Raw genomic sequence first — 17246 nt, 5'->3', positions numbered from 1 at the left:
CTCGCACTGACGGAGCTTGCGGGTTATGGCTTGCCCAGAGCCGCCAGCGCTTCCCCCGCCGCCCGTTCTCCGCTATCCCGCGCGCCATGGGCGGTCGTGAAGAAATTCGGCGACGTCGCCTCTCCCGCAAAAAACAGTCGCCCATCGACCGGCGCGGCCAGCACTGCGCGATCCCTCGCGTGCCCGGGCAGCGCATGCGAATACGACCCCCGCGCGAACGGATCGCGGGCCCAGCGCGATTCGTACAGCGGCTTCAGCTTGCGCCTGATGTCGTTGCCGAGAAAACCCGCGATCTCGTTGATGGCTTGGGCGGCGATGGCGCCGGCGCCGGCATCCTCGAGCTCGCGGGCAAAGCTGCCGCCGAAAAAGCCCTCGATGCAGGGCTGGCCGAACGGGCGGATGTGATAGGTGCCCATCTCCGTGCGCATGGTGGCGCCGCGCAGGTTCCCCTCTATCGGGAAGGTCTCGGCGTCCTCAAGCGCCAGCGTCACCTTGTCATCGACACCGAGCGGCAGGCCGGCCGCTGCGCTCACCTTTGCGGGGAGCGGGGGCGAGAAGCGGATGGCTTCCTCCGCAATGAGATTGGTCGGCACGGTGACGATCACCTTGTCCGCGGTCAGCGTGCCCCGCGACGTCTCGATGCGGATGCGCTTGTCCGAATGATCGATCAGCGCGACGTTGCAGTTCAGCGCCACCGGGCAGGGTGCACCATAGGCCGCAATCAGCGCGCCATAACCGCGGCGGACGCGCCAGTTGAAGTTGGTGTCCTCATAGGCGTCCCAGTCCAGCGTCGACATATCCTTCAGCTCGCAGCCGTTGATATAGGTCGAGATCGCGTCGATCATCGGATTCCAGCGATTGCCCGGCTCCAAATGCGAGCTCGCGGGCTCGTCCTTACCTGTTTGCGCTGCTTCCCACAGACGCTCATAGAACGCGTCCATCGCGCGCATGAAATCGTCGCGCTCGCTTTCCGGAAAGGCATTGCCGTAGGCCCGCTCGCGCCAGGGCGGCAGGTCCTTGTTGAGCTCGAAGCCGAGCTGTCGCGCGATCGGCACGAAGCAGTTCTTGTCGGCCGAATGCAGCCAGCCGCAGCCGACGTCGAACGTCACCTCGGGTGAGGCCTGCACCGTCCAAGCCCGGCCGCCGAGCCGGTCACGGGCCTCCAGCACGATCACGGAGAGGCCGGTGTCCGTCAGCGCATGGGCTGCGCCGAGGCCGGCAGCACCGGCGCCGATGATCGCAACGTCGACGGAGGAGGGGAGGGACATGGAGAAGCGAATAGTGAGTGGCGAATGGCGAATAGAGTATAAGAAACGCCGCTTCTGGCCAAACGCCCCTATTAGCTACTCGCCATTCCCCATTCGCTCAGTCACGCCACCGCTTCCTTGGCCTTTTCCGCGCGCTTGCGCTCGTTCGGGTCGAGGTGCTTCTTGCGCAGGCGGATCGACTTCGGGGTGACCTCGACGAGCTCGTCGTCCTCGATATAGGCGAGCGCCTTTTCCAGCGTCATGCGGATCGGCGGGGTCAGGCGCACCGCCTCGTCCTTCGAGGTGGTGCGGATGTTGGTGAGCTGCTTGCCCTTGAGCACGTTGATCTCGAGATCGTTGTCGCGGGTGTGCTCGCCGACGATCATGCCGCGATAGACCTTCCAGCCCGGCTCGATCATCATCGGGCCGCGGTCTTCCAGCTTGAACATGGCGTAAGCCACCGCTTCGCCCTGGTCGTTGGAGATCAAGACGCCGTTGCGGCGGCCCTGGATCTCGCCCTTGTAAGGGGCATAGCCGTGGAACAGGCGGTTCATGATCGCGGTGCCGCGGGTGTCGGTGAGCAATTCGCCCTGGTAGCCGATCAGGCCGCGGGTCGGCGCGTAGAACACCAGGCGCTGGCGATTGCCGCCCGAGGGCTTCATCTCGATCAGCTCGGACTTGCGCTCGCTCATCTTCTGCACGACGACGCCGGAATGCTCCTCGTCGACGTCGATCACGACCTCCTCGATCGGCTCCATGGTGGCGCCGGTCGCTTCGTCCTTCTGGTAGACGACGCGCGGACGCGACACCGAGAGCTCGAAGCCTTCGCGGCGCATGGTCTCGATCAGGATCGCGAGCTGGAGTTCTCCGCGGCCGGACACTTCCATTGCGTCCTTGTCGGCGGATTCGACGACGCGCAGCGCGACGTTGCCCTCGGCTTCGCGCAGGAGACGGTCGCGGATCATGCGGCTCGTCACCTTGTCGCCTTCGGTGCCGGCGAGCGGGGAGTTGTTGACGATGAACGACATCGACACGGTCGGCGGATCGATCGGCTGCGCCGGCAGCGGCACCTCGACGGTCGGATCGCAGAAGGTGTCGGCGACGGTGCCCTTGGTGAGGCCCGCGATGGCGACGATGTCGCCGGCTTCAGCTTCATCGAGCGGGGTGCGCTCGAGTCCGCGGAACGCCAGGATCTTGGTGATGCGCCCGGACTCGACCAGCTTGCCGTCGGCGTTCAGCACCTTGACCTGCTGGTTCGGCTTCAGCGTGCCGGAAGAGATGCGGCCGGTGATGATGCGGCCGAGATAGGGGTTGGCTTCGAGGATGGTGCCGATCATGCGGAACGGACCTTCCTCGACCTTCGGCGGGGCGACGTGGCGCAGGATCAGGTCGAACAGCGGCTCCATGCCCTTGTCCTGCGGACCTTCGGGGCTATCCGCCATCCAGCCCTGCTTGGCCGACCCGTAGAGGATCGGGAAATCGAGCTGCTCCTCGCTGGCATCGAGCGCCGCGAACAGGTCGAACACCTCGTTGATGACTTCGGTCGGACGCGCGTCGGGGCGGTCGACCTTGTTGATGACCACGATCGGCTTGAGGCCGACCTTGAGCGCCTTGGAGACGACGAACTTGGTCTGCGGCAGCGGGCCTTCGGCGGCGTCGACCAGCACCAGGGCGCCGTCCACCATGTTCAGGATGCGCTCGACCTCGCCGCCGAAATCGGCGTGGCCGGGGGTGTCGACGATGTTGACGCGAGTGTCCTTCCACTGCACCGAGGCCGCCTTGGCCAGGATGGTGATGCCGCGCTCGCGCTCCAGATCGTTGGAGTCCATGGCGCGATCGGTCACCTTCTGGTTCTCGCGGAACGTGCCGGATTGCTGCAGGAGTTTGTCGACCAGGGTCGTCTTGCCGTGGTCGACGTGGGCGATGATGGCGACGTTACGAAGATTCATGAGTGAGCTTCTTTGCGGTCGAACAATGGGTTAAGCGCGATCTCGCCGGTCGGACCGGGACCTCTTCTCGAAACAACGCTGGAAGACTGGAAACGGGGCGCTTTCCGCCCAAAAAGGAAGCCCGGCCATATCGACCGGGCGCCCTGCGCGTTGCGGCGCAATATATGCAAAAACGGCCAAAAAACAATGTGTTCTTTGGCCGTTGGTTGACTGAATTTTGTCCGGGAATCCCCGGGGCTTAGGGCTGGGTCGGGGGATGAGCGGGGACCCTGCGCCCCTTGATCGCCGCCCAGATCATCGCGACCCCGCCGATGCCCACGACCAGTCCCAGAAGGACGAACGGCGCGATGTCGCCAGCGATCTTGCCGTCCTCGAACATCGACACTCCGCCGAACAGGAGTGCGCAGAGACCCGGCAGCAGCATGAAGATCCCGGCGATCGCCATCAGGGCGGTAAGGCAGCCGCTGCGAGCTGGGCCGGGCGTTGGTGCGGGTGGCGGTAGAACCGGCGGTGGCGTGTCGCTCATCGTGGTGCCTCCTCGGTTTGCCTCGCCTCGTGATAGGTCTGCCCCTCGAGCCCGGCGCGAATCCGGGAGATGGCGCCATTCCGATAGAACAGATTGTAGGTGTCGAACGGGATGATCGCCCCCTGCTCGGTCACGAAATGGATGCAGCTGCGCTTGACGTTGCCGACGCAGAAATTGAAGCGGTCGAGAAACTGCACGACGGTGACGCGGAAGACGTTTTCGTAGGTGAGCCCGTCCGGCACCTGAAAGCTCGGCAGGCAGCACAACAATTCGCAGACGCGCTCGGACGTGTTGAGGGGCCCTGAGGAGAGCGAGAACAGGTCGATGAACTTTTCCCGCAGCACCGGATATTTCTCCGGGCTGATTGTGTTGGGCATCACCGCCACCAGCTGCTCCTGCGGGATCAGCGAGGTCAGCGGCAGCACCTTCTCGCCGTTGCGCAGGCCATAGCCGATCGAGATGCTCTCGGGGTTGCAGGGCAGCGGGATCATGTCCTTGTCCCCGAACACGCCAGTCTCGACGACGCGCTTGCGGATCTCCGACAGCATGATGCGGTCGGTATTCTTGTTGAAACTCTCGTTGCGGCCGGCATCCTGGACCGGCTGCAATGTCACCCCGCGCACGCACGTCCAGGTCAGCGCGTGGCGCACGATGTCGCCGATCTCGGAATCGTTGACGCCGCGCTTGATGGTCGCGACCAGCGTGGTCGAGATGCCGTAATGCTCGAGATTTTCCAGCGCCTGCTGGCGGATTTTTCGCAAGTCCGCGCCGCGCAGATTGATCAGCGCGTCGCGCTGCAGCGAATCGAACTGGAGATAGACCTCCAGCCCGCGCCTGTTCTCGGCGAGCCGCGCCACGAAATCCTTTTCGCGGGCGATGCGCAGGCCGTTGGTGTTGATCATGACATGGCGGATCGGGCGCGCGCGCACCGCGTCCAGGATATCGAAGAAGTCAGGATGCAGCGTCGGCTCGCCACCGGAAATCTGCACGAGATCGGGCTCGCCCTCGCTCGCGACCAGCGCATCGAGCATCTTCTCCACCGTCGCGAGCGGCGTGAATTTGGTTCGTGCCGGCGAGGACTCCGCGAAGCAGACGGGGCAGGTGAGGTTGCAATGCTCGGTGATCTCGATCAGCGCCAAGCAGGAATGCTGCTCGTGGTCGGGACAGAGACCGCAATCATAGGGGCAGCCGAATTGGGTTCGTTCCTGGAATTGCAGCGGCCGGTCGCCCGGCTTGATGAAATCCTTGCACAACCGCCAATAGGCGGCATCGGTCGACACCAGCGTCGATTGCACGCCGTGCTCCCTGCAGCGTTTTTCGTACCAGACCTCGTTGCCGAGGATCTGGATCTTAGTCGGCACCAGCTTCAGGCAGGTCTCGCATAGGGATTGGGTCTGGCCCCAGAAGATGTAGGGGCGCGACTTACGCAACGGCGCGTTCATGCAAGTGACTCTTTTTGCAAGCGTCTCGCTTTGGGTGCTGTTGCCAGCATGAAGGCGGCGTAGAGCAGGATCGACAGCGACAGCAGGTGAAACAGGGTCAGGGGCCCAACCAGCGTGCCATAGGGTTTGAGAAATTCCCACAGAAAGCGCTGCGCTCCGTAATAAGCGAGCACCAGGTAGAAACCATTGGTGATCGTGAACGCGTTCCGGTTCAAGACCGCCAGCACATAGGCGAGCGCGAACAGGGCCATGGCCGCGCTCTCGTAGAGCTGCACGGGATGGCGGCGAACGCCGTCGCCGAAATCATGGCCGAAGGGCAGCGCCGTCGGCGTGCCATAGGTGAAATCGTCGAGGCCCGCGAGGTAACAGCCGATCCGGCCGATCGCGATGCCGAGCGCCAGCGGCAGCGCGAAGCGCGCGCCGGTTCGCACCGTGACGCCTGCGGACCATTTGTAGAGCTCGATCGCCACGATGCCGCCCGCCAGCCCGCCCTCGACCGAGCGCGCAATGCCGCTTTGCCCCGACAGCCACAGATTGGCGGAGCCGAACAGATAGGCGCCAAGGCCTGCGCCAAACACCAGCGTGGCGATATAGGGCAGCGCGAAGGATTGCGAGGGAAACTGCAAGCCCCGTCGCGACAGCCAATAGATGGCGGCCGCCGCCGCCAGCCAGGCCAGGATGTCGAAGAGAGTGTGAAGCAAAGCCCCGCTCATGCGGGCGGCAGTATAGCACGACCGCGGTTACAACGGCGCGCCGCGCATTATTGCAGGGGAGAAGAAGCTACCCGGCCTCCCGCTCCTCGGTCGGATAGACCCCGCGCAGCACTTCCTCGAAATGCATCTTTACGGCATCGTTGCACAGGCAGGCGCGCAGCCTCAGGCCGTCGCGGTTGCGGACCAGGATCGAGCCGCGCCGCGTGTCGAGCACGCCTTCGGCCTTGAACGACTGAAGCACGCGGCTGGCATAGGAGCGGCCAACGCCGAGCAAAGTCGCGAGCTGTTCGTGGGTCAGCGGCACACTGGTCTCGTCGCCGGTCCGCTCCATCGCCGCCAGGATCCATTTGGCGGTGCGCTGCTCGATCGAATGGATCGCGTTGCAGGCGGTCGACTGGAAGATCTGGGCCAGCATGCAATCGGCATAGCGGGCAAAGACGTTGCGCAGCGACGCCGAGCGCAGCTTGGCTGCTTCCAGCTTGGCGACGTGAATGCGCGCAAACGGTCCACCGAATTTGACGCAGATCCGGGTATAGGCCGGCAGAAACCCCTCGCTGACGATGCCGCCCACCGCGCCCTCGCGGCCGACCAGAATGGTTTCGACGTCGCGGCCATCCTCGTTGGGGACGAGGAAAGTCGCGAGCGATGGGCCGCAGGGGAAATGGACGACCTGCACGTCATCGCCGGGATTGTAGAGCAAGTGCCCGGCTGCAGAGTCCTCGACGGTCACGTGCGGCGCCAGGAGGCCGTAGTCGACCTGACTCAAGCGCCGCAGCAGATTGTTGGCCGGCCGGCTCTCGACCTCGGTGACCTTGCCGATACGCGCATCCATCCTGAACTCCCACCTTCCTCCCACCTTAGCGAGTTCCATCCGTTTCCTGTGTGCACAAGTGGACAGACCAGAGAACGAGGATGTGGTGAGTTTCGTTCCGGGAACCCTCCGATGCGCTGGGCGCAGGCATCGTGTCGCGGCAGTCCTGATCCCAAAACCCCCGAACCAAGATGCGATCATGGCACCTGCAAACTGCAATGGCACAGGCCGGCCGGCTGATGTTCTGATCGTCGAAGACGATCCGATCATCGCGATCGATTTCGAGGATCGCCTGCTCGGATTTGGTGTGGCCACCGTGCGGACCGTGGGGTCGGTAACGCAGGCGTTGAATGCCATCGCAAAACGGGCACCCGATTTCGCGCTGCTCGATGTCGAGCTGATCCGCGAGACGAGCTTTGCGATCGCCGAGCGGCTGATCGCGCTGAAGGTTCCGTTCGTGTTCGTCACCGGCTACGGCGCAGAGGTACGCATTCCGTCCGAACTGGCGGGCCGGCCGCGGCTGCAGAAGCCGTGCTCGAGCGAGGCGCTGGAGGCGGCGCTGCAGGCACGGGACACCTGATCGCCTATTTGCCGGAGCGAATGCAGAGCTCGGCGAGGTCGGTCTCGACGCCCTTGAAGAATGTGTGCGGAAACGGCGGCGGCGATGAGGCCTTCTTGATCGCCGCACTCTGCGCAATCGCCTCTTGATCGGACAATTGCAGGAAACGTTTCAGCGCTTTCGAACGACTCTTGCTGGCGAACGTCTCCAACCGCTCTTCCGTTGCATCGGTCGGATTGAGACGGAGCAGAGCTTCGTTGCCTGTCTGCAATGGATAGACCCCTCCAAGTTTCACGCGGGCGATCACGTTGTAGCGGTCGAAATGCTCGAAGATCAAATCCAGGATCTTCGCCTGACGTATCGGCTCTTCCATCGCGAGATAGCGCTTCACATCCGGATTGCTCTTCAGGCTTACCAATTCGGCTGCGCCGGCAAATGGATTGTCGGAGATCTGCCGGTCGATGAACGCCGATGCGCCTTCCAGCATATGCGTGCCCCATCTGATGACAATATCGCGGCCGCGCGGTTCGAGCTGGTCGGCAGCCAACCCCTTGTCCGTCAGACATGCCGGGTCGGCGCTTGCGCGCAGTGACTTGCCGAGCTCGGCGGTCAGCGCCTTGCCGTAAGGCGAAGCGAGGGCCTCGCGCACCAGCGTCGCTCTGTCCTGGGTTTGCGCGCATGTGGGGGATGCTGCGCTCAGCAGCAGCGCGATAACGATCGTTGGGCGGCTGAACGGCACGGCATCAACTCGAACATGGCTCGGACGGCATCACGCCCTCGAAAATGCGCGGGCGCCTGCAATTGTCGTCCGGGCCGGGCGGATGGTTCATCCGGGTTCGACTTGGCCGTCACGCAAGCTTCGGATCGAGCGTGGTCGACCACAGCGCGACGTCGGCGCGATCGCGCAGGGTCACCGTCATCCGGCCGGACGCGCCGTCGATCTTGACGTGACCAAAGAACTGCATACCCGCGGACGGCGGCAGATTCTGGCTGTCCTTGCCCGGCGCCTTGACGAAGCGCACCTCGGGGCCAAAGGTATTGTCGAGCGCGTTCGGGCCGAACGTGCCGGCATGCAGCGGGCCCGAGACGAATTCCCAGAACGGCTCGAACTCCTGAAATTGCGCCTTGTTCGGATCGTAATGGTGCGCGGCGGCGTAGTGCACGTCCGCGGTCAGCCACACCGTGTTGCTGATCGGCGCCATCTTGATGAAGCGCAGGATGTCGGCGATCTCGAACTCGCGGCCACGCACCGGGCCGTCGCCCTGCGCAACGGCTTCCGAGCCGCCCTTCGGCGTGTCGGAGACGATCAGGCTGATCGGCATGTCCGATGCGATCACCTTCCATGTCGCGCGCGAATTCAGCAGGCCGCGCTTGAGCCAGGCGATCTGCTCCGGGCCGAGGAAATAGCTGGCGGGGCCATAGGCGGTTTCGAGATTGGCACCGTTCGGCCCGCGATAGCTGCGCTCGTCGAGCACGAATACGTCGAGATGCGGGCCGTAGGAGATCTGGCGATAGACGCGGCCGGGCTCGATGATGCTCTCCCGCATCGGGTACATCTCGTGGAAGGCCCGGCCCGCGCGAGCTGCGAGCAGTGAGATGTCGCGCACCTTGTAGGCGGCCGGCAAGTCTTTCGACAGCGACCAGTTGTTGGTGACCTCGTGGTCGTCCCACTGCACGAAGACCGGCACCTCGGCATTGAAGGCGCGGAGATTGTCGTCGGTGAGATTGTATTTGTACGCGGCGCGGTACTCGTCCAGCGTCTCGGCGACCTTGGCTTTCTCCGGAATGGTGAGATTCTTCCAGATCTTGCCGTCGGCGAGCTTCACCTCGGGTTGGATCGGACCGTCGGCATAGACCGTGTCGCCCGAGTGCAGGAAGAAATCCGGCCGGTGCTTGCGCATGGTCGAGAAGGTGACCATGCCGCCGTCGTCGGGATTGATGCCCCAGCCCTGCCCTGCGACGTCGCCGCCCCAGACGAAGCTGACGTCGCGGCGGTCGGCCGGCGCGGTGCGGAAGCGGCCGGTCACCGCCTCGCCCTCGATGGCGCTGTGCGAGAGATCGCGGAAGCGGACGCGGTAGAAGATGTCCTGGCCGGCGGGAAGATTTTCGACCAGCATCTTGGCGGTGAAGTCGCTTTCGGGCAGCGCCGCGATCGGCGGCAATGTGCGGGCGTCCCTGAAGGACTCGCTCGTGGCGACCTCGACCAGCATCTGCGCGGGCCTGTCGGTTCGCGCCCACACCACGCCGCCGTCGACGGTAACGTCGCCCGCTTGCACGCCGTGGGTGACCGCCGGCCGATCAGCCGCGCGCGAAAGATACGGCATCGCCATCGTGCCGAGCGCACCGGCGCTGCTGGTGAGGAAGCGGCGGCGGGAGAATGTGATGGTCATGAGGCTCCGACCCCGGGCTTGCGGGCGAGTCCGTCAATCCGGGGCGCGCGTAGCGCGAACCCGGAATCCATGTCTCCCCGCGAATGCTGCGCAATGGATTCCGGGTTCGATGCTTCGCATCGCCCCGGAATGACGTTGGGAGCTATATTGAGACAATGTGACGCAGCAATAACGCGCGCGGGCGCTCACGCGTTGCCGGCGGCCCGGAACTGCGCGCTGGCACGTTGCAGGTTCGGCGGCAGGCTGAACAGCACAGCCTTGCGGTCGGCGACGGCGGCGTGGAATTGGTCGAGTGCGATGTTGAAGGCGGTGAGCGCGGCTTCCTCGATGGCGCCGTGATCGAAGCAGCGCAGCGTGTCGCGCAGGATCTCGTCGGCCTCGGTCTGCATCTGGTCGAGCTCTTCGGTCGTCTCGCACTTGCGTGCCGCGGCGATCATGTCAAGCAGGCGTTCGCGCTGGTGATTGTTGTTGTCGCGCTCGTCCTTCTTCAGATAGCCGGCGAACCAGGCGCCGACCGAGCCCATGGCCGAGAGCGCCATCAGGCTCCACCAGATGTAATCGCTGTATTTGTCGAGGAAGGTCTTCTCCTCGCCGTCGACGAAGGCGGCCGCACCCGGATGCACCGGGATCACCGCATCCTTGTCGGTGTCGGGCGTCTCGATCTTCGCCGCCAGCGGGAATTCCGTCACCAGTTGCTGGCGCACGGCGAAGAGCTGGCGCGTGAACGCTGCGATGTCGGCCTCGGACACGCCTTTGCGCGCCACGATGTGGTGCGCGAAGCTGATGGTCTTGACCTCGTCCTCGGGACGGTCGGGCGAGCCGCCGTAGGTGCCGGCGGGGATCTCGCCCGCTTCATAGACTGGATGGTTTTGCGCGATCGCATCGGCGGAATCGATGGCGAGGAAGGTTGGCGTGCCGCCCTCCCTGACCGATGCCGAGATCGCCTCCGCGGTGATCTTGCTGTTGACCGGGCCTGCCGCGAGGTAGACGTCGGCCTTCTGCGCCTTGATCGCCTCGGCAACTTCGTTGGCGGGAAATTGCACGATCTCGACCTTGGCCGGGTCGACGCCGTATTGGTGCAGGATCACCTTGAGCAGATTGACGTTGGCCTGGGTACGGCCGACGACGCCGATGCGGTGACCGGCGAGCTGTGCGACTTTGGTGATCTTCGCGCCCTTCTTCTTGCCCTTGGCGGGCACGGACCACAGCACCACGACGTTCTTGCGCAGGGTCGCGACCGCCTGTGCGTTCTTCGGCACGTCGAGATCGCCACGCACGATGGCGAGATCGACCTTGCCTTCGGCGAGCGCATTGGCGCTGGCGGTTGCGCCGTCGGTTTGGATCGGGCGCAGCCGCACGTAGCTCTTGTGCTGCGCAAAGCCTTGCGTCAGCGCCTGCACGACCTTGACGTCGTCGCTGTTGGCGGGGCCGACCGCGATTCTGAGCGTCACGGGACGCATCGCGAAGTAATAGCCGCCGGCAACCACGCCGACGATCGCAAGCAGGAACGCCAGAGACACGAGCGCCGTCTTCCGCGCCGCGGATCGCGGCGAAGGCGGAGGGGGCGCTTCGGCCAGGTCCAATCCCCCGGTCATCGGTCTCCCAAACAGGCGCTTCAGGCTCAGTTTCATCTTGGCCGGCGATTTACGTCCGCAATTGTAGCAAATTTCTTGTCCGGCGGGGTTACATCTCCGTCATGGTTAGCGGATGGAGGAAATCCCCCGTATGAACCCGGGCGTCGGCACGGTGTTAGGGTAAAGTTCCTCCGAAGGATGGAGATGGTGATGGCAGAACGGCTCTCGGCGGAGGCGCGCAGGCAGGCGTTGGGCGGATTGTCCGGCTGGACTGACGTCCAAGGCCGCGACGCCATCGGGAAAACCTTTGTCTTCAAGGATTTCAACGAGGCGTTCGGCTTCATGACCCGCGCCGCGCTGGTCGCCGAGAAGATGGATCACCACCCCGAATGGCGCAACGTCTACAAGACGGTGGAGGTGGTGCTGTCGACCCACGACGCCGGCGGCGTCACCGCGCGCGACATGGCGCTCGCCAAGGCGATGAACGCCATCGCAGGCTGACACCAAGCAGACGCCTTGCAGGGACCGGCTGCATCCCCATCTTGTGATCAGCCGGGATCGGGCGGTCCTCCGCCGGGGAGCATTTGAGCATGGCTGCCGAGCACAGCGTTGGCTTCGAGCCGGCCGATCGGCTCGCGGAAGATCGCGAGAGCGTGCGCCGCCGCTTCTGGCGCAAGCTGAAGCGGGTCGCTGCGCATCTGCCGTTCGCGGAGGATCTGCTTGCCGCCTATTACTGCGCGTTCGACCGGCAGACGCCGCGTCACGTCCAGGCTTCGCTGCTCGGTGCAATCGCCTATTTCGTCCTGCCGTTCGATTTCGTCGCGGACGTGATGCCCATGCTCGGCTTCGCCGATGACGCTGCCGTGCTCGCCACCGCCATCCGCATGGTTGCCAGCCACATCACGAACGAGCACCGCGAGGCCGCCCGCGCCGCGCTGAAGCGTGGGGTGGAGGAGGCGGACGGCAAAGCAGAAGTCGCGTAGCCGACGCGACTTCAACCACCTGCATCAGCTCACGGATGCAAGATCACCTTGCCCATCGCCTGCCGTCCCGCCAGCACCTTCAACGCATCCGCCGTCTGAGCCAGCGGGAAGGTGCGGTCGACATGCGATGAGATCTTGCCTTCCGCGGTCCACTTCACCAGCTTCTCGAGATTGGCGCGGTTCTTGGCCGGGTTGAGCCGGGTCCAGGCGCCCCAGAACACGCCGCGGATGTCGCAACCCTTCAGCAGCGCGAGGTTCAGCGGCATCTTCGGAATGTCGCCGGCGGCAAAGCCGATGACGAGGAAGCGGCCTTCCCATGCGATCGAGCGCAGCGCCTGTTCGGCGTAAGCACCACCAACGGGATCGAAGATGATGTCGACGCCCTTGCCGCCGGTGAGCTTGCGCAGGCCTTCCTTCAGATCTTCCTTGGCGTAGTTCAGCGTCAGCTCGGCGCCGTGCGCCTTGGCGAATTCGAGCTTCTCGTCCGACGAGGCGCAGGCGATCACCTTCAATCCCATCAGCTTGCCGAGCTCGCAGGCCGCAAGGCCGGTGCCGCCGGCTGCGCCCAGCACAGCGAGCGTCTCGCCCGGCTTGGGGCTGGCGCGATCTTCCAGCGCATGCAGCGCGGTGCCGTAGATGATGATGATGCCGGCCGCGCGGTCGTAGTCCAGATTGTCGGGGATCTTCACGATCGAGGTCGCCGGCAGCGCGATCTTCTCGCGTGCGCCGTTGTGGCCGCAGGAGGCGACGACGCGATCACCGACCTTGAGATCCGTGACGCCAGCGCCGATGCTCTCGATCACGCCCGCAACTTCCGCGGCCGGCGAGAACGGGAACGGCGGCTTGATCTGGTACTTGCCTTGGATCATCAGGATGTCGAAAAAATTCAGCGCCGCCGCCTTGATCGCGATCACGGCTTCGCCGGGCCCCGCCACCGGATCCGGCACCTCAGTCAGGACGAGGTCGTCGGGCTGGCAATATTGCGAGCAGAGGATGGCTTTCATGGCGGCACCTTGAGGGCGTTTCGGGTGGAATTATAGTTTGGCCGTTTCTGCCGGATTTAGGCAGTGGCGACAATCCGGATTCTTTGTCTGGGGTCAGCGACGGCCTAAATCCGCGGAGAAAGGATTCAAACGATGTTTGAAACAGGCCTGCTCAAGAACAAGCGCATCCTCATTACCGGTGGTGGTTCGGGTCTCGGCGCTGCAATGGGGCGTCGCTTCCTCGCGCTCGGCGCCGAGCTCGTGATCTGCGGCCGCAAGCTCGAGCGGCTCGAGGCGACGGCGCGCGAGATGCGCGACGAGACCGGCGGCACGGTCACGACCATCGCCTGCGACATCCGCGACGGTGCGGCGGTCGACGGCATGATGGATACGATCTGGCGCGAGGCGCCGCTCGACATCCTCGTCAACAATGCCGCTGCCACCTTCATCGCACAGAGCGAGCATCTCTCCTTCCGCGCCGCGGACGCGATCCTGGCGCCGACACTGCATGGCGCGATGTATTGCACGCTCGCCGCCGGCAGGCGCTGGATCGAGGCCAAGCATGGCGGTGTCGTGCTGTCGATCCTCTCGACCTCCACCATCACCGGCCGCGCCTTCACCGTTCCCTCGGCGATGGCGAAATCCGCACTGCTGGCGATGACCAGGAGTCTTGCGGTGGAATGGGGCCCGAAGGGCATCCGGACCGTCGCGATCGCGCCGGGCTCGTTTCCGACCGCAGGGGCCACCGGGCAGCTCCGTCCCGAAGGCCGTGACGAAGGCTGGACCGCGCGCAATCCGCTTGGACGTACCGGCGAGCACGGCGAGCTCGCCGATCTCGCCAGCTTCCTGGTCTCGGATCGCGCCGCCTACATCAATGGCGAGATGGTGGTGATCGACGGCGGCGCGCATCTGCGCAGTTCCGGCGTCGAGGATTTGCTCGGCTGGACCGAGGCGCAATGGGCCGCGCAACGCGCCGCCCGATCCAGGGCCTAGCCGCCGAAGATACCGCTAACTGCCTTCCCAAATTGAACTTTCCCGGCTATCCCTGCCCGGGGACAAAGCGCGCTCGGGCCATCTTCCAGTCACAATATTGAGGGAACCAACGCGGCATGTGGCGGGTGCTGATTTTAGCTTTGATGACTGGCGTGGCGGCCGGGGGAATCGCCGTGTCTGCGCGGGCGCAGACGGCGCAACCGGCGCCCAAGTCCAGTCCAGCTCCAAAAGAGGCGGCACCGAAGCCGGCGGCGCCGCCGGCCAACACCAACGCAAAGGCGGCCCCGAAGCCCGAGAGCAAGCCGGCGGCCCCGGCTGCAGCCGTTGCGGGGGGCGCGGAGCCGACCCTGATCGGGCAGTTCGGCACCTGGGGTGCCTATTCAGCGACGCCGAACGGCAAGAAGGTCTGTTTCGCGCTGGCCAAGCCGTCATCGTCGAAAACCAACCCGCCGAACCGGCCGCGCGATCCCGCTTATGCCTTCGTCTCGACCCGGCCGGCGGAGAAGGTCAACAACGAAGTTTCGGTCATGATCGGCTATGCGCTGAAGCCGGGCTCGGAATCGACCGCCGAGGTCGGCGGCGCCTCCTTCGCCATGTACACGCAGGGCGACGGGCTCTGGATCAAGAACGCGGCCGAGGAGGAGCGGATGGTCGAAGCCATGCGCAAATCCGCCGATCTCGTCGTCAAGGGCGTCTCGGCCAAGGGTACCGAGACGACCGACACCTTCTCGCTGAAAGGCCTCGCCCAGGCGCTAGACAAGATCGCGCAGGATTGCCGGCGTTAAGACTGCGGGCGATAAGGTCGCAATCGGCGGTTCCGGTTGTTATATAAGGCCGGTTCCATAAATTCGGTCGTCATGGCCGTGCTTGTCCCGGCCATCCACGCGCTAGCCACAGGCGAAGAGAACGTGAATGCCCGGGACAAGCCCGGGCATGACGAGACAGCAACTATTCAGGCAACCAATGCAACCGACGACCGAGCCGCACAACGCAACATTGGTGGAGAAGACTCCGCTCGAAACCTATGTGCCGCCGGCCAAGCCGTCGCTGATCGGCCTGTCGCGCACCGAGCTTGCCGATCGGCTCGGCGAGATCGGCGTCGCACCGGCCCAGCGCAAGATGCGCGTGCAGCAGCTGTGGCACTGGATCTATTTCCGCGGTGCCCAGAGCTTCGACGAGATGACCTCGATCTCCAAGGGCATCCGCGCCGAGCTCGCCCAGCATTTCACTGTGGACCGGCCCGAGGTCGTGGCCGAGCAGATCTCCAACGACGGCACCCGCAAATGGCTGTTGCGCCTGCCGAGCGGCGACAATGTTCAGAAGGCGCATGAAGTCGAGTGCGTCTACATCCCCGAGACCGACCGCGGCACGCTCTGCGTCTCCTCGCAGGTCGGCTGCACGCTGAATTGCGCCTTCTGCCACACCGGTACCCAGCGCCTGGTGCGCAACCTCACCGCCGGCGAGATCGTCGGGCAGGTGATGGTCGCGCGCGATCGTTTGAATGACTGGGCCGATCGCGAGGACGGCACGCGCCGCGTCACCAACATCGTGATGATGGGCATGGGCGAGCCGCTCTACAATTTCGACGCGGTGCGCGATGCGCTTCTGATCGTCGGCGACAACGAGGGCATCGGCATCTCCCGCCGCCGCATCACGCTGTCGACCTCAGGCGTGGTGCCGAACATCGTGCGCGCCGGCGAGGAGATCGGCGTCATGCTCGCGATCTCGCTGCATGCCGTACGCGACGAGCTGCGCAACGAGCTGGTGCCGCTCAACCGCAAATATCCGATCAAGGAGCTGCTGCAGGCCTGCCGCGACTATCCCGGCGCCTCGAACGCGCGCCGTATCACCTTCGAATATGTGATGCTCAAGGGCGTCAATGATTCGCTCGATGATGCGAAGCTGCTGGTGAAGATGCTCAAGGGCATTCCGGCCAAGATCAACCTGATCCCGTTCAATCCCTGGCCCGGCACCGCCTATGAATGCTCCGACTGGGACCAGATCGAAAAGTTCTCCGAATACATCTTCAATGCCGGCTATTCCTCGCCGGTGCGCACCCCGCGCGGACGCGACATTCTCGCCGCCTGCGGCCAGCTCAAGTCGGAGACCGAAAAGCTCTCGGCGCGCGAGCGCCAGGCGCTGCGCGCCATGGCGATGACGGATTAGTGTGTCATGCCCGCGCTCTCGCCTCCTCGTCATTGCGAGGAGCGTAGTGACGAAGCAATCCAGATCGCCTCCGCGGACGCATCTCTGGATTGCTTCGCTGAGCCTGTCATCGGGCCGCGCTTCGCGCCGACCCGTTGGCTCGCAATGACGACAATCGGGACTTCTTCGTCATGTCCCTGATCGGCCGCCTCGTTGTCATCTTCATCGGCTTCCTCGCCGCCTGCTTTGTCGGCGGCATGATCGTTGTCGTCGCGCTGCTGTTTCCGGAGTTCGCCGATCTCGGCGCCGGTCCGGTCGATCAGGGCACGATCGACATCCTGCTCGGCTTCGGCTTCATCTTCGTGTCCGGCTTTGCCCTGGTGCCGGCAGCGGTGATCGTCGCGATCACCGAGGCGCTCTACATCCGTAGCGCGCTCGCCTATGCCGTCGGCGGCGGCCTTGTCGGGCTCGCCTGCTATCTCGGCCTCGTTCCGTTCCATTCCGACACGCTGCAGTTCGAGGGCATCGTACGGCGTCACCTGGAGATCATGACCGGCGCGGGCATCGTTGCCGGCTTCGTCTATTGGCTGATCGCCGGCCGCAACGCCGGCGCCTGGCGGATCCCGCCGCCCCCGCGCAAACCACCGCCGCCATTGCCATCGAATTCAAGGCCGGATGCGCGGTGAGTTTCTTATCCTCCCCTGGAGGGGGAGGGTCGGATCGCATCATCGATGCGATCCGGGGTGGGGTGACAGACGATCCGCGATAGCGGTGTCGAGGATTGGAGTTTGGGGACGGACGAGAGACCATTTGTGTGGCTTCACCCCACCTCGCTCGCGCTTCGCGCGATCGATCCTCCCCCTCCAGGGCAGGGCTATCGCATGTGGCCTAGGAGTTCGAAGAAGAAGGTATCGTTCCAGCCGGCGCGCTT

Annotated in this window: 17 protein-coding genes; 7 read left to right on the top strand and 10 right to left on the bottom strand. The window is 64.6% G+C overall.

Features of this window, described 5'->3' with window-relative positions; genetic code table 11:
• Positions 1-23: 23 nt before the first annotated feature.
• The 6 genes from ACM43_RS23465 to ACM43_RS23440 form a co-directional block, all read right to left on the bottom strand.
• A complete protein-coding gene (locus tag ACM43_RS23465) occupies positions 24-1268 on the bottom strand; it encodes a flavin monoamine oxidase family protein (RefSeq protein WP_271543130.1) in 1245 nt (414 codons plus the stop codon).
• Between the two features lie 101 nt (positions 1269-1369).
• Positions 1370-3196, bottom strand: coding sequence for a translational GTPase TypA (gene typA / locus ACM43_RS23460; protein ID WP_036002847.1), 1827 nt, complete (start codon positions 3194-3196; stop codon positions 1370-1372).
• 238 nt (positions 3197-3434) lie between these two features.
• Positions 3435-3722 carry a hypothetical protein gene (locus ACM43_RS23455; RefSeq protein WP_271543127.1) on the bottom strand — a complete coding sequence of 96 codons (288 nt, stop codon included), beginning with the start codon at positions 3720-3722 and terminating at the stop codon, positions 3435-3437.
• Positions 3719-5164: a radical SAM protein gene (locus ACM43_RS23450; RefSeq protein WP_271543125.1), complete on the bottom strand. Its 1446-nt coding sequence runs from the start codon at positions 5162-5164 to the stop codon at positions 3719-3721. The genes ACM43_RS23455 and ACM43_RS23450 overlap by 4 nt, the downstream gene beginning before the upstream one ends.
• Entirely contained in the window at positions 5161-5877 is a 717-nt protein-coding gene (locus ACM43_RS23445) for a prolipoprotein diacylglyceryl transferase (RefSeq protein ID WP_271543123.1), read from the bottom strand. Before ACM43_RS23445 ends, ACM43_RS23450 begins: the two co-directional genes overlap by 4 nt.
• A gap of 67 nt (positions 5878-5944) precedes the next feature.
• Positions 5945-6709, bottom strand: coding sequence for a Crp/Fnr family transcriptional regulator (locus tag ACM43_RS23440; RefSeq protein ID WP_128265822.1), 765 nt, complete (start codon positions 6707-6709; stop codon positions 5945-5947).
• A 178-nt stretch (positions 6710-6887) separates the two neighbouring features.
• Between ACM43_RS23440 and ACM43_RS23435 the strand changes: the two genes are divergently transcribed.
• Positions 6888-7268, top strand: a complete 381-nt coding sequence (locus ACM43_RS23435) for a response regulator (protein WP_128265823.1) — start codon at positions 6888-6890, stop codon at positions 7266-7268.
• A gap of 4 nt (positions 7269-7272) precedes the next feature.
• On the opposite strand, the gene ACM43_RS23430 is transcribed toward ACM43_RS23435, so the two are convergent.
• The 3 genes from ACM43_RS23430 to ACM43_RS23420 all read right to left on the bottom strand — a co-directional run bounded on the left by ACM43_RS23430 (position 7273) and on the right by ACM43_RS23420 (position 11268).
• Positions 7273-7896 (bottom strand): hypothetical protein, encoded by a 624-nt coding sequence (locus tag ACM43_RS23430; protein WP_271543119.1) that lies wholly within the window; start codon positions 7894-7896, stop codon positions 7273-7275.
• A gap of 199 nt (positions 7897-8095) precedes the next feature.
• Positions 8096-9637: an alkaline phosphatase D family protein gene (locus ACM43_RS23425; RefSeq protein WP_271543117.1), complete on the bottom strand. Its 1542-nt coding sequence runs from the start codon at positions 9635-9637 to the stop codon at positions 8096-8098.
• A 185-nt stretch (positions 9638-9822) separates the two neighbouring features.
• Positions 9823-11268, bottom strand: coding sequence for a TAXI family TRAP transporter solute-binding subunit (locus tag ACM43_RS23420; RefSeq protein WP_271543115.1), 1446 nt, complete (start codon positions 11266-11268; stop codon positions 9823-9825).
• 153 nt (positions 11269-11421) lie between these two features.
• On the opposite strand from ACM43_RS23420, the gene ACM43_RS23415 reads away from it, so the two are divergent.
• Entirely contained in the window at positions 11422-11712 is a 291-nt protein-coding gene (locus ACM43_RS23415; RefSeq protein ID WP_036002826.1) for a 4a-hydroxytetrahydrobiopterin dehydratase, read from the top strand.
• Positions 11713-11801: 89 nt separating this feature from the next.
• Positions 11802-12194: a YkvA family protein gene (locus tag ACM43_RS23410; protein ID WP_157285090.1), complete on the top strand. Its 393-nt coding sequence runs from the start codon at positions 11802-11804 to the stop codon at positions 12192-12194.
• A gap of 29 nt (positions 12195-12223) precedes the next feature.
• Here ACM43_RS23410 and ACM43_RS23405 read toward each other — a convergent pair whose 3' ends face one another.
• Positions 12224-13198, bottom strand: coding sequence for an NADPH:quinone oxidoreductase family protein (locus tag ACM43_RS23405; protein ID WP_157285089.1), 975 nt, complete (start codon positions 13196-13198; stop codon positions 12224-12226).
• Between the two features lie 132 nt (positions 13199-13330).
• Here ACM43_RS23405 and ACM43_RS23400 point away from each other — a divergent pair, with 132 nt between their 5' ends.
• From ACM43_RS23400 to ACM43_RS23385, 4 genes are all read left to right on the top strand, one after another.
• Positions 13331-14170, top strand: coding sequence for an SDR family oxidoreductase (locus ACM43_RS23400; protein ID WP_271543112.1), 840 nt, complete (start codon positions 13331-13333; stop codon positions 14168-14170).
• 116 nt (positions 14171-14286) lie between these two features.
• On the top strand, positions 14287-14955 hold the full coding sequence (locus ACM43_RS23395; protein ID WP_271543110.1) for an invasion associated locus B family protein: 669 nt from the start codon (positions 14287-14289) through the stop codon (positions 14953-14955).
• A gap of 178 nt (positions 14956-15133) precedes the next feature.
• Positions 15134-16336, top strand: coding sequence for a 23S rRNA (adenine(2503)-C(2))-methyltransferase RlmN (gene rlmN / locus ACM43_RS23390; RefSeq protein ID WP_271543108.1), 1203 nt, complete (start codon positions 15134-15136; stop codon positions 16334-16336).
• 170 nt (positions 16337-16506) lie between these two features.
• Positions 16507-17001: a hypothetical protein gene (locus ACM43_RS23385; RefSeq protein ID WP_271543106.1), complete on the top strand. Its 495-nt coding sequence runs from the start codon at positions 16507-16509 to the stop codon at positions 16999-17001.
• Positions 17002-17246: the final 245 nt, after the last annotated feature.

Source organism: Bradyrhizobium sp. CCBAU 45321, assembly GCF_028128975.1.
Taxonomy (GTDB): domain Bacteria; phylum Pseudomonadota; class Alphaproteobacteria; order Rhizobiales; family Xanthobacteraceae; genus Bradyrhizobium; species Bradyrhizobium yuanmingense.
The sequence above is the reverse complement of the archived record's forward strand: the minus strand, read 5'-3'. Positions and strand labels throughout refer to the sequence as shown.